Source organism: Paenibacillus glycinis, from assembly GCF_009909185.1.
Lineage (GTDB): Bacteria > Bacillota > Bacilli > Paenibacillales > Paenibacillaceae > Paenibacillus_Z > Paenibacillus_Z glycinis.
Genome location: NZ_JAAAMV010000023.1, coordinates 14,302 through 27,928 on the forward strand (window position 1 = coordinate 14,302; position 13,627 = coordinate 27,928).

Here is a 13,627-nt window from a genome sequence, read left to right on the forward strand (position 1 = left end):
TTGGCCGGAGCTTCTTGTATAGCAGGCGCTTACCTCCATGGCTGCTCCCGAACGAAAAAAGCCGCTGAAATCTTGGCTTCAAGATCCCATCGGCTTGATCGGTCGAGCAATCCGTCCTTATGCGTGCTGCAGTTGTATTACGAGATCCACACTTTGAAGATCATCACGTAGTTCGCGAAAGCAAACACGAGAAACGATACGGTCGCCCATCCGATGGCGAACTTATTTTTCTTCGGGCTCATGACCAACCGAACCAATCCGATGAAGATGACGATCGTAAACAGCAGCATCATAATATCCATGGGATCGAATTTCGCGAGCGCCGTTGATGCAGTCTCTGCAAGATACATGGGGTAGATCCTCCTTATTTTCGCACGTAGCCTATACTACTTATGTTAGCCTCATCACGAGCTCGTTGCAAGCCACAAACGACAATCGTAACAAGTTTGTCACCATTTTTTGCATGTTTTTTTATTATGAACAACTCGGCTGATTTATATAAAGATCTCCCGTAAAGTTAAAGTGTCCATCTCGTCCAGGAACTAAACAATGCGGGATTGAGCACATAGAAAAAACGCCCATGCCGAGTTTCTAGGAAAGAGCGGTTCTTCGCTTCTATATCTAATGATCTTCCGACGCCGCGGATCGAGTAACGTCGCTCGCCTCATGTCGATCTTCCCAAAACAAAAAGTGACTGCCCCGCCGCATCGACGGAACAGCCCTATTGTTTATTGCTCGGCTCCTGCAGCTACGCTTTGAACCTCGCGATGCTGGGCGATCGTACGCTCGCGATCGCGCTCCAGAATCGGCTTCAAATAGCGGCCCGTATAAGAACCTTCGACTTTCACCACTTCTTCCGGCGTACCGGTGGCCACGATCGTGCCGCCGCCTTTTCCGCCTTCCGGTCCAAGATCCAAGAGGTAGTCCGCGGTCTTGATAACGTCCAGGTTATGTTCGATAACCAGGACCGACTCGCCTGAATCCACCAAACGATGGAGCACGACGAGCAGACGATCGATATCATCGACATGGAGACCCGTCGTCGGTTCATCGAGAATATACAGCATCTTGCCGGTGCTGCGGCGATACAGCTCCGCCGCCAGCTTCACGCGCTGCGCTTCGCCGCCCGAAAGCGTCGTCGCCGGCTGGCCAAGGTTCATGTAACCGAGTCCGACATCGAGCAGCGTCTGCAGCTTCCGGTGAATACGAGGCACGTTGCGGAAGAACTCGCAGGAGTCCTCGATGGTCATTTCGAGCAAATCCGCGATGCTTTTGCCTTTGTACTTCACGTCGAGCGTCTCGCGGTTATAGCGCTTGCCCTTGCAGATCTCGCAAGGGACATATACGTCCGGAAGGAAGTGCATCTCGATCTTGATGATGCCGTCGCCGCGGCAAGATTCGCAGCGGCCGCCTTTTACGTTAAAGCTGAAACGGCCCTTCTTATAGCCCCGCACCTTCGCTTCGTTCGTCGACGCGTACAGATCGCGAATATCGTCGAATACGCCCGTATAGGTCGCCGGGTTGGAGCGCGGCGTCCGGCCGATCGGCGATTGATCGATGTCGATGACCTTCTCGACATGCTCCAAGCCGCGGATTTCTTTGTATTCGCCGGGGCGAACCTTCGCTTTGTTGAGATCGCGCGCCAGCGTCTTATACAGGATCTCGTTAACCAGCGTCGATTTTCCGGAGCCGGATACGCCGGTGACCGCCGTGAACACCCCTAACGGGAACTTGGCGTTGACGCCTCGCAAATTGTTCTCTTTGGCTCCGCGGACTTCCAGCCACTTGCCGTTCGTCTCCCGCCGCTTCAGCGGCACGGGGATAAACTTGCGGCCGCTTAGATAAGCGCCAGTCAACGAATTCTCGTCCGCCATGACTTCCTTCGGCGTCCCCATGGATACGACCTGACCGCCGTGGATGCCTGCGCCCGGACCGATATCGATGACGTAATCGCTCGCCAGCATCGTATCTTCGTCATGCTCGACGACGATAAGCGTGTTGCCAAGGTCGCGCATGTGCAGAAGCGTCTGAATGAGCTTGTCATTATCGCGTTGATGCAAGCCGATGCTCGGTTCGTCGAGAATATAGAGAACGCCCATAAGGCTCGAACCGATCTGGGTTGCCAGCCGAATCCGCTGCGCTTCTCCGCCGGAGAGCGTGCCCGCGGCCCGGTTCAGCGACAGGTATTCCAGACCGACGTTCACGAGGAAGCCGAGCCGGCTGTTGATTTCCTTGAGGATGAGATGCGCGATCAGCATCTCCTTCTCCGTCAGATCAAGGCCGTTAAAGAAACGTTCCGCTTCCCCGATCGAAAGCGAAGTCACGAACGAGATGTTTTGGCTGCCGATGGTAACGGCCAAGCTTTCCTTCCGCAACCGGTGGCCCTTGCAGCCGGAGCATGGTTTGGCGCTCATGTACTGTTCGATATGCTCGCGGATGCCTTCCGATCCCGTCTCCCGGTAACGGCGCTCAAGGTTGTTGACGATGCCTTCGAACGGCACGAGCGCTTCCTTGGCATGGCCGAAATCGTTGGTGTACCGGAAGCGAACGCGCTCGCCCCCGGTCCCGTTCAGCAGCTTTTTCATTTGTTCCGGCGTCAGCTCGCCGACCGGCACGTTGCGCGGGATATCGTAATGCTTGCACACCGCATCCAGAAACTGCGGATAGTAGTTCGACGTGCTGCCGGCCCATGCCTCGAATGCGCCCTCGGCAATCGACTTGGTCGAATCCGGCACGAGCAAATCGGGATCGACGATCATTTTGGCGCCCAAGCCGTCGCAGTCCGGGCAAGCGCCGTAAGGGCTGTTGAACGAGAACATGCGCGGCGCCAGCTCATCGATGCTGAACCCGCAGATCGGACAAGCCAGGTTCGAGCTGAACAACAGCTCTTCCTTCTCCATGACGTCGACGATCACCTGGCCGCCGGACAGCTTCAGCGCCGTCTCGAGCGAATCCGCCAACCGGCTGTGAACGTCGTCCTTCACCACGATCCGGTCGACGACGACCTCGATGTTATGCTTCTTGTTCTTCTCCAGCTCGATGGTCTCGCCCAGCTCGCGCAGCTCGCCGTTCACGCGCACCCGCACGAAGCCCTGCTTCTGCACGTCGGCAAGGAGCTTGGAATGCTCGCCCTTGCGTCCAGAGACGATCGGCGCCAGAATCTGCAGCCGCGTCCGCTCGGGATATTCCATGATGCGGTCGACCATCTGCTCGACGGTCTGCGACGTGATCTCGATGCCGTGATCCGGACAGTGCGGCTTCCCGACGCGGGCAAACAACAACCGCAGGTAGTCGTAGATTTCCGTAACCGTACCGACCGTCGAACGCGGGTTGCGGCTCGTGGTCTTCTGGTCGATGGAAATCGCCGGCGACAGCCCGTCGATGGAATCGACGTCCGGCTTCTCCATCTGTCCGAGAAACTGACGCGCGTAGGCCGACAACGATTCGACGTACCGGCGCTGCCCCTCCGCGTAAATGGTGTCGAAGGCCAGGGAAGACTTGCCGGAACCGCTGAGTCCGGTCAGCACGACGAACTTGTCGCGTGGAATCGTCACGTCGATGTTTTTGAGATTGTGGGCCCTTGCCCCTTTAATTACGATCGAATCGCTAGCCACTTTCTTACCTCTCCTCCCGGCCTACAGGCCCAATTCCGCTTTGAGTTCAAGCAGCGCGTCGCGAAGCTCCGCCGCACGTTCGAACTGCAGGCTCTTGGCCGCTTCCTTCATCTCCGCTTCCAGTCGCTGCAGCAGCGACTGGCGTTCTTTCTTCGACATCTTGTCGACGCCGACGCCCGTCAGATAGTCGCTCTTCTGTTCGGCCGCCTTCGTCGCTTCGATGACGTCGTGCACTTTCTTGCGGATCGTCTGAGGCGTAATGCCATGCGCCTCGTTATATGCTTCCTGGATGGCGCGGCGACGCTCCGTCTCGCCGATGGCGGTATTCATGGAATCCGTGTAGCGGTCCGCGTACATGATAACCCGGCCCTCCGAGTTACGCGCCGCGCGGCCCATCGTTTGAATCAAGGACCGCTCGGAACGCAGGAAGCCTTCTTTGTCGGCGTCCAAGATCGCGACCAGCGATACCTCCGGCAAGTCCAGGCCTTCCCGTAGCAAGTTGATCCCGACGAGCACGTGGAACGTCCCCATCCGCAAATCGCGCAAGATCGCCAAACGCTCCAGCGTCTTGATATCGGAATGCAGGTACCGCACCTTGATGCCGACATCCTTCAAATAATCCGTCAAATCCTCCGACATCTTCTTCGTCAGCGTCGTCACCAGGACGCGTTCGTCCTTGGCGATCCGGTCGCGGATCTCGACGAGCAAATCGTCGATTTGCCCCTTCGTCTTCCGCACTTCGACGATCGGATCGAGCAAGCCGGTCGGACGGATGATCTGTTGGATCATGTCCGGGCAATGTTCCAACTCGTAAGGGCCCGGCGTCGCCGATACGTAAATGGCCTGCTTCACTTTCTTCTCGAATTCTTCGAAGCGAAGCGGACGGTTATCCATGGCGGAAGGCAGCCGGAATCCGTGCTCCACGAGCACTTCTTTCCGCGCCCGGTCGCCGTTGTACATGGCCCGGATTTGCGGAATGGTGACGTGGGATTCGTCGATGACGATCAGCATGTCGTCCGGAAAATAATCCATCAGCGTATACGGCGTCGCGCCGCGCTCGCGGAACGTCAGCGGTCCCGAATAGTTCTCGATCCCGCTGCAGAAACCCATCTCCTGCATCATCTCGAGGTCGTACCGCGTCCGCTGCTCCAGCCGCTGCAGCTCCAAAAGCTTCCCTTGCTCGCGCAGCTCCGCCAGCCGCTCTTCCAATTCGCGTTCGATATTCTTGATCGCGACCTTCATCGTATCCTCGTGCGTGACGAAGTGAGACGCCGGGAAGATTGCGACGTGATCGCGCTCGCCGACGATCTCGCCGGTCAGCACGTCGATCTCGGTGATGCGCTCGATCTCGTCGCCGAACAGCTCGACGCGGATCGCGCGCTCGTTGTTCGCGACCGGAAAAATCTCGACAATATCGCCGCGGACGCGGAACGTGCCGCGAATGAAGTTAATGTCGTTGCGCTGATATTGAATGTCGACGAGCTTATGAAGAATCGTGTCGCGCGGCTTCTCCATGCCTACCCGGAGGCTCAGCACCAGCTTCCCGTATTCGATCGGGGAACCGAGACCGTAGATGCAGGATACGCTCGCGACGATGATGACGTCGCGCCGCTCGAACAAGGAACTGGTCGCGGAGTGGCGCAGCTTGTCGATCTCGTCGTTGATGCTGGAATCCTTCTCGATGAACGTATCGGAGGACGGGATGTAGGCTTCCGGTTGATAGTAATCGTAATAACTGACGAAATAGGAAACCGCATTATCGGGGAAAAACTCCTTGAACTCGCTGCACAGCTGCGCCGCGAGCGTTTTGTTGTGCGCGATGACGAGCGTCGGCCGGTTCAGCTTCGCGATGGTATTCGCGATCGTGTACGTCTTCCCCGTCCCCGTCGCGCCGAGCAGCGTCTGATGCATCGTTCCGGCCTCGACCCCCGCCGTGAGGTGCCGGATCGCTTCCGGCTGGTCGCCCTGCGGCGTATATTCCGATTTGAGCGAGAAGAGCCTGCCTTGCTCCTGCTGTTCAACCATAAGTTTGCTACACCCCGATCCTATGTCTTCTATGAAAAGGCCTATTAATTTGTATGCCCAATAATGCTGGAAAAATAGACGGCAATCGTAAATTAAACGGGAATAGGATTCCGCAAACAAGCTCCCGACGGAGAAATCCGTCGGCATAGCGAAATCTTGCATAAGAATATGTGTTCCCATTCTTACCTATTATACCGTTTTACCCCTTGCGATGCAATGCGCGGTTCATCTTTCCATAAGCGGCAATTGCCTCCTCGAGGCCTATGAAAAAAGCCCCGGCTTGCCGCGATATGCGACAGGGACCGGGGCTTGCATGCTGCCGTTACAACGAAGCCGACGACGAACGGTTCCGGCTCTTCGCCGTGCGCTTGCGCAGCAAATCGAACAGCGAAGCCGGCGAAGCCGCGGCGTAGAATCCCGCTTGATCGTCCGGCGCGAGCACGACGCCGAGCTGGTGATGCTCGCCCGCGAAACGCGCGCGCTGCGCGAATTTGACATGGCCCTCCAAATTGACCGCCTCGAGCTTGCAGAACGCGGAGTTGATGTGCAGCGCGGCATGCAGGTCTTCCTTCGACCGGACGGGCACGCCGTTCACCTTCTGGATGATTTCTCCCGCTTGCAGGCCCATGGCCTCCGCCGGCGTGCCCGGAATGACGGCCAAGATGCGCAATCCGCGATCATCGTTTACGTACAGCGGCATGTTCGCGTCTTCTTTGTAATAGCTGACGGCGACCAGCGCTTCATGCAGCAGCAGCGCGCACAATGCGGCCGCCAGCATGAACGGCGACCAGAAGGAGGCCGTCACGGCCGCGGCGCCGAGAATAATGCCGTAGACCAGCAGCGCCTTCGAGGAGCTTCGCGCTTTCGCGCCCGGAAGCATGGTCCGCGTCAGCTCCGTGAACCCGATCATCATCGGAAACCCGATCATCGTCACCCCGTGGCTCCACGCCGCGCCTCCATCCAACAGCAGCGACCACGGCAAGGTCACGTCCCCGCTCCCGGCCGCGGCCGGCACGAGCAACAGCATCGGCACCGGCCAATAACCCTGCAGCATGTAACCGCCGACAAGCTTGCCCCGCTTGCCCTCGAGGAAGAGCGGGCTCGCGAAGCGCGCCCCCTGCCAACGGACCAGCAGTCCTTCCGCAATATGCATCAGCGCCACTAGCACCAGCAGCCCCGGTATGTCGAGTCCGCCGACGGACCGCGCAGCCGATCCGATCCAATCGCCTCGCGCGTCGAGCGAGGACCAGGCCAGTCCCCATTGAAGCAAGCCCAGCATTCCGGCGCTGTACGCGAAGCAAAGATAACGGACGCGCACGATCAAGAGCACGATGGCCGTTCCCCACAGCCAAAGCACCGCTTCCCCGTCGACGGTCACGCCGAGAAACAAACCCGCGCAGGAGAGCAGCACGCCGACGATCAGACCCGCGAGCATCGTTCGCGCCAGTTGGTTCGGCCATGCATGAAGCCGCACATGAAACAGCTTGCGTTCAAGCCGCGTTTGCCGAAAGTATTGCAGCATGATGAGAAGCACGCCAATATAGTAAAACGGAGACAGCAGCAATCCGAGAGCCGCCGATCCAGCCAGCCGAAGCACATCCATAGCCGCTTCCAATCCCTTCACTCCCCGAATGTTCGTTCCCTGTTCCGACGCGATCGCAAATAAAAAAGAAGGCGGGTCCCGCATGCGGCGGAACTCCAACCTTCTTCTTATTCGACGCCGGCGCCGCGATCTCCTGCCGGATTAATTTGCCACGCCGAGCTTGCCTTTAAGCACGCTGACGGCCTTCTGCAGCTGAGTGTCGCTGTTCTCGTCGCGAATCTTCGCGATGAGCTGTTCCTCCACCTTCTCGGCCGTCGCTTTATCCGCGCTGCCCGTTACCGGAAGTCCGGCTTTCAGCTGGAACGCCTTGACGCTGCTGGCCGTCGCCGCGCTGTAATAGCCGTCCTTGCGGTCGACTTTGTATCCGAGCCCCGCCAGCATGATCTGGAGGCTCTTCGTGTTCTCGTCGATCGTGTTCGGCACGAGCGTCTTTTCCTTGGACATGCGCGCCGCGGTATAGTAATCCGGCGGCTGCACGGCTACGTCCGGCTTCAGGCCCTTCTCGTGCACCCAGTTGCCGAGCGGCGTCAGCCATTTCGCGATCGTCATCTTGATCAGGCTGCCGTCGGCCAGCTGTTTGTCGTAGCTGACCTGCACCGTGCCTTTGCCGAAGGACGTCTCGCCGACAAGCACGGCATGCGCTTCTTCCTTGAGCGCGCCGGCCAACACTTCGGAGGCGCTCGCGCTGCCTTTGTTCATGAGCACGGCGACGGGATAGGTCTTGCCGGTGCCGCTCGACACCGTTTTCTCCCGATGGCCGCTCTTATCCTCCACCTGGACGATCGGCTGCCCTTTCGGCACGAACGGCTGCGCGACGGACACGACGACCGGCAGCACGCCGCCGGGGTTGCCCCGCACGTCGATGATGAGCGCCTTCATATGCTGCTTCTCCAGCTTGTCCAGCTCTTCGGCGAACCGGTCTCCCGTATTCAACGAAAATTGGCGAATCTCGATGACGCCGATGCCGTCTTCGCGCAAATGGGCGTACACGGTCTCGTAATCGATGTCGTCGCGCACGATCGTCAGCTGCAGCGGCTGGCTCAGGCCCGCGCGCTGAATGACGAGCTTGACCTTGGAGCCCTTCGGCCCGCGAATCTTCGCCACGGCGTCATTGAGCGACAGGCCTGCAAGCTTCTCCCCGTTGACCGACACGAGAACATCGTTCGGCTGCACGCCCGCCCGCTCCGCCGGCGAGCCTTTGATCGCCGATTCCACGGTGATTTTGCCTTCTTTGATCTGAACGCCCGCTCCGATGCCCGTGAACGAGCCTTCGATCGTCTCGGAAAACTGCTTGGCCACCGTCTTCTGCATATACACCGAATACGGATCGCCGAGCGCTTCCATCATCCCGTTGATCGCGCCGTCCATCACCTTCGTCCGGTCCACGTCGCGAAAATATTTCGTCTCGATCAAGCCGAGCACGGTATTCAGTTTGCGGAGCTCCTTCTCGTTGAGCCCGTATTGTCCGGACGATTCCGATGACGCCGCCCTTGCCGCCGTCCCTTCGCTTCCGATCGCGACAAAGCGGTCCGCAACCGTCAGCGTGACCAGCACGGAAGCCGCCATCGTAAGCAAAATAAACGCCGCCACTGTTCGTCCTTTAAACTGCACGTCAACACCCCTTCATGAGCCGGCCCGTTCGGCCCGCAGCAATATTCCCAACTTTCCTAGTATATGACAAGCCGCACCCAATTATTTGCTCTCGGGTGCGGCGTTGTCGTTCGGCATGGAGCCAATCGGCTCGGGCCCGTTATTTATTTCAAGTACGGCGCGGGATTGACGGCCTTCTGGTTCAAACGCACTTCGAAGTGGAGATGGTTCCCCGTCGACATGCCCGTGCTGCCGACTTCGGCGATTTTCTGGCCGCGCTTCACCTGCTGGCCCTTCTCGACCTTGATGCCGCCGTCGCGAATATGGCCGTATACGGTCCACAAACCGCCGCCGTGATCGATGATGACGCAATTGCCGTAGTCGCTCCACCACTGGGCGACGATGACGACGCCGGATTCGGCCGCGTAGATCGGCGTGCCCTTCGGCACCGCCATATCCATGCCCGTATGCAGCTTCTTCGCGCCGGTAATCGGATGAATGCGGTAGCCGAACGGCGAGCTCAGGTGCCAGCTGGCCTTGAGCGGCATGCCGAGCTTGCCGCCGGGGTTGTAATAGACTTTGAGCGTGTTCTTCTTCGCCTCGAGGTCGGATACTTTCTTCGCCAGCTGGATCAGCAGATCTTCCTGATCCTCGCTGATCTCGTCAAGGTCGTCCGCTTGGCTCTTGTATTTCAGCACCATGACTTCCTTCTGCTTCTCCTTGTCCTTCAGGAGATCATGGTAATCCGCAAGCTTGCCGTACATGGTCTTCACTTCGGCCAGCGATTTCTCGACCTCGAGCTTCTTCGCTTCCACGAGCGCCTTGTCCTGCTTGCGGCTGGCGAGAATGTCGCGGTCCTGACCCAGGATGGACGACAGCGAATCCATCCGATCGATGAAATCGCTGAAGCTCGTCGCGCTCAGCAGCACGTCCAGGTAGGATACGACGCCGTTCGTGTACATGAGGCGAACCCGCGATTGCAGCAGCTTGTCCTGCGAGGCGAGCCGCGCTTCCGCGGCTTCGAGATCCGCCCCCGTCTGCTTGACCTGCGCTTCCTTCTCGTCGATCTGCGTCTGAACGCCGTTCAGCTGCCCGCCGACCTCGTTGATCTGGGCGACGATTTCGTTGACGGACTTCGCCGTCTTGTCCTTCATCTGGAGGATGTATTCCTTGTCCTTGTCCGCCTGGTTGCGGTTATGCGTCGCCGCGCTCATCTCCTTGCGGACCTGCGCGAGCTCTTGATTGATTTTATCCAGCTGCGAGGAAGCCTCGCCCTTCGTCGGTTGAAAGATGTATCCCGCCAAAACGATGATCGCGAGAACCAGCAAACCCTTCTTCACGTTCACAGTCACCTACACTTTCAAATATTTCCGTACGGATAAGGTACTGCCCCAGATGCCGATCAGCATGCCGAGTCCGAGCGTGATCGCCGAGACGGTAAGGCCGGCGTCCTTCAGCGTCACCAGCTTGATCATCATCAGACCCAGATCGAACTGCGATGCTTCGACCAGCTGCGAGTAGCCGAACAGCAGGGCGGCGATCGTAATCCCGGAGCCCAGTATGCCGATCAGCGCGCCTTCGATAAAGAACGGCCAGCGGATGAAATTGTTGGTCGCGCCCACGAGCTTCATGATGCCGATCTCGCGGCGGCGCGCCAGAATCGTCATCTTGATCGTGTTGGAAATGAGGAACATCGCGGTCAAGCCGAGACCGGCGACGATGACAAGGCCGATGTTGCGGACGGCGTTCGTGATTTTGAACAGCGTCTCGACCGTTCCTTTCCCGTACTTCACGCTCGAAAACGGCTTCGTCCCGTCGGCGCTGCCGATCGCGTCGATCTTCTTCGCGGCATAGGCGATGTTCTGCGGATCGAAGACGTCGACCGTGAAGGAATCCGGCAGCGGATTATTGGTCTTGTCGTAGCCTTCGAGCAGCTCCGTGCCGTCGGCGCCGATGCTTTTGCGCAGCTCCTCGAGCCCTTGCTCCTTGGAGACGAACGTCACTTTCTTCACTTCGGCGATATTGCCGATCGCGGTCTTGAGCTCGTCGATCTTGGCTGCCGGCGTGTTCAGCTGCAGATAGACCCGGATCTGGACCTGGCTTTCGATCTGGTCGGCCAGCTTGTTGACGTTCATCGCGAGCAGCAGGAAGACGCCGAGAATGAACAGCGAAATCACGATGGAGCTGACAGAGGCGAAGGTCATCCACCCGTTACGCACCACGTTCTTGAGGCCTTCCCGAAAATGGCGGAAGAGGGTGCTAAGCTTCATAGCCGTACTCTCCTCTCACTTCGTCGCGCACGATCGTGCCGTTCTCGATCGCGATGACGCGTTTGCGGAGCGTATTGACGATTTCTTTGTTGTGCGTGGCCATGACGATGGTGGTGCCGCGGAAATTGATCTCTTCGAGCAGGTTCATGATGCCCCACGAGGTCTCGGGATCCAGGTTCCCCGTCGGCTCGTCCGCCACGATGACGGACGGATTGTTCACGATGGCGCGCGCGATGGCGACGCGCTGCTGCTCGCCCCCGGACAGCTGCTGCGGCAGGCTGCCGTGCTTCCCACGCAGGCCGACGAGCTCGAGCACCTCCATCGTTCTTTTCTTGATGATGCGCTTGGGCGCTTCGATGACTTCCATGGCGAAGGCGATATTTTCAAAGACCGTCAGCTTCGGCAGCAGCCGGTAATCCTGGAAGATGACGCCGATGTTGCGGCGCACGAACGGGATTTTGCGCGGCTTGAGCTTGCCGATATTGAATCCGTTGACGGAGATTTGCCCTTTGGTCGGAATTTCCTCGCGGTAGATCAGTTTCATGAAGGTCGATTTTCCAGCCCCGGAAGGCCCTACCAGGTAAACGAATTCATTGCGTTCTATGAGAACGGAGACGCCGCGAAGCGCATGAGTGCCGTCCGCGTACGTTTTCCAAATGTCTTGAAGCTCGATCACGGTATCACATCCTGTAGATAGTCAGCTTAATCCTATTCGACAGAAGGATGCTAAATCCTCTACGAAAGTCCCACATTCTGCATTTTTTTAATTTTTCTCATGTTGGAATCGGGGGTTTGAGGGGGTCGCGGACGTAGATTTTTCGACAAACGTTCGGAAATAGAAACCCATTGGCAAAAAACGGCTTGGACGTGCATATACATGAACGAAGCACCGCCCAAGGAGATGACGCGTATTGAAAACCAAACGGCTCCATCTGATCTGGACGCTGATCGTGCTTGGCTTGCTGCTGTTCTCCGCCGGCTGGGGCGGCATATGGGTGTATGCCTCGCAGCAGGCCCTGCCTAGGGAGCTTGCCCTCCGAATAGACGGCACGGGCGCCGGAAAAGGCCTCACCCCGCTAAAAGGTGGAGCGGCTGTCGATCTCGGCAGCCTGAACATAGCCGCCGCCAGGCAGAAGCTGAGCGAACGCAAAGCCGCGCTTGAGAAGCTCCGCTTGACCGTGAACGCCGGCCCCCCGGACGTCCGGCAAAGGTCCTGGACGCTGGCCGAGCTAGGCCTTACCGTCGATACGAAGGCGGCGGAGGCGGCGATCGCCAAGCTGGAGAACGGCAGCGTCATGGAGCGCGCGAAGGCCCGCTGGCATTTCCCCGGGCAGCTCGTCATCGGCGTCGGCTGGGATCAGGCGAAATTCAAGAAGCAGATGAACAGCGAGTGGGGATATCTGAACGCCGGGGAGCCCAAGAACGCGAATCGAACGATTACGGCCGACGATAAAGTGGTCTACACGCCGCACAAAGACGCCCGCCGTCTCGACGCGGACGCCATGTACAAGCAAGCCGTGAAGGCGGTGGAACAAACGCTGGGACAAGATTGGAGCGCGGCCTTGAAGCCGATCTCCATGCCCGTCGCGCTCAAGGTCATCCACCCGGGCGTGACGCTCGACCGCTTGAAAGCCGAGGGCGTCGATCGGATGATCGCCTCCTTCGCGACGACCTACAGGACGAGCGGAGCCGGACGCGCCTACAACGTCGGCGTGACCGCGCGCACGCTGAACGATTGGGTGCTGGCGCCGGGCGAAGTGTTCGACTACAGCAAGGTCGTGGCGGCCACGAACCAGCGATACGGCTACCGCGCGGCGCCGGTCATCCTGAACGGCGAATTCGTGCAGGGCGTCGGCGGCGGCATCTGCCAAGTCTCCAGCACGCTGTACAACGCGGTGCTGCGGGCCGGGCTCGAACTGGTCGAGCGGCGCAACCATTCGCTGCCCGTCGCCTATCTCCCCCTTGGCCAGGATGCGACCTTCGCGGAGGGCGCCATTAACTTCCGGTTCAAGAACACGACCGGCAAGACGCTCGTCATCCGCACCGAGGTGGCGGACCGGCAGGTGACCGTGAAGCTGTTCGGCACCATGCCGCAAAACGTCAAATACGCCATCTCGTCCAAAACCATCCGCACGATCCCGCCGACGATCAAGGAAGTCGCGAGGGCCTCCCTGCATCCGGGCTCCCGCCTGCTGCTGTCTTCCGGCAAAGCCGGCTACGTCGTCGAGACCTACCGCTCCAAGCTCGTGAACGGCAAAGTCGTCGCGACCGACCGCGTCTCGCGGGATACCTACAAGGCGCAGCCGTCGGTGTACGCGATCGCGCCCGAACAATCTTCGCCGGGCGGCCAGCTGGACCATCAGAAGCCGCTGCTGGAAGACGGCGTGTCGGAGTAGGCGACGGGAGCGCTAGTCGTTGCAGCTGATGCTTGTTCGTTGTCGCTTCAATCGATGCGATGCCGCTGTCGAGGCGATGCCGCTGTCGAGGCCATGCCGCGATTCGAGCCACGGTGCACGGCACCGGCT

General features: G+C 59.0%; 9 protein-coding genes. 1 reads left to right on the forward strand and 8 read right to left on the reverse strand.

All coding sequences use genetic code 11. The features are described from left to right. Positions 1-137: 137 nt before the first annotated feature. The 8 genes from GT019_RS22575 to ftsE form a co-directional block, all read right to left on the reverse strand. On the reverse strand, positions 138-350 hold the full coding sequence (locus GT019_RS22575; RefSeq protein WP_161745682.1) for a hypothetical protein: 213 nt from the start codon (positions 348-350) through the stop codon (positions 138-140). Positions 351-728: 378 nt separating this feature from the next. After that, the gene (uvrA, locus tag GT019_RS22580; RefSeq protein ID WP_161745684.1) at positions 729-3,614 is read right to left on the reverse strand and encodes an excinuclease ABC subunit UvrA; all 2,886 of its coding nucleotides are present in this window, start codon (positions 3,612-3,614) and stop codon (positions 729-731) included. Between the two features lie 21 nt (positions 3,615-3,635). Then, positions 3,636-5,639 carry an excinuclease ABC subunit UvrB gene (uvrB, locus tag GT019_RS22585; protein WP_161745686.1) on the reverse strand — a complete coding sequence of 668 codons (2,004 nt, stop codon included), beginning with the start codon at positions 5,637-5,639 and terminating at the stop codon, positions 3,636-3,638. Between the two features lie 322 nt (positions 5,640-5,961). Continuing rightward, positions 5,962-7,254, reverse strand: coding sequence for a PDZ domain-containing protein (locus GT019_RS22590; protein ID WP_161745688.1), 1,293 nt, complete (start codon positions 7,252-7,254; stop codon positions 5,962-5,964). Between the two features lie 129 nt (positions 7,255-7,383). Beyond that, positions 7,384-8,853, reverse strand: coding sequence for a S41 family peptidase (locus GT019_RS22595; RefSeq protein ID WP_161745690.1), 1,470 nt, complete (start codon positions 8,851-8,853; stop codon positions 7,384-7,386). 143 nt (positions 8,854-8,996) lie between these two features. After that, a complete protein-coding gene (locus tag GT019_RS22600) occupies positions 8,997-10,172 on the reverse strand; it encodes a murein hydrolase activator EnvC family protein (RefSeq protein ID WP_161745692.1) in 1,176 nt (391 codons plus the stop codon). Between the two features lie 12 nt (positions 10,173-10,184). Beyond that, positions 10,185-11,102, reverse strand: coding sequence for a permease-like cell division protein FtsX (ftsX, locus tag GT019_RS22605; protein WP_161745694.1), 918 nt, complete (start codon positions 11,100-11,102; stop codon positions 10,185-10,187). Beyond that, entirely contained in the window at positions 11,092-11,778 is a 687-nt protein-coding gene (gene ftsE / locus GT019_RS22610) for a cell division ATP-binding protein FtsE (RefSeq protein ID WP_161745696.1), read from the reverse strand. The genes ftsX and ftsE overlap by 11 nt, the downstream gene beginning before the upstream one ends. Before the next feature lie 235 nt (positions 11,779-12,013). On the opposite strand from ftsE, the gene GT019_RS22615 reads away from it, so the two are divergent. Continuing rightward, positions 12,014-13,498 carry a VanW family protein gene (locus tag GT019_RS22615; RefSeq protein ID WP_161745698.1) on the forward strand — a complete coding sequence of 495 codons (1,485 nt, stop codon included), beginning with the start codon at positions 12,014-12,016 and terminating at the stop codon, positions 13,496-13,498. The last annotated feature ends 129 nt before the right edge of the window (positions 13,499-13,627 follow it).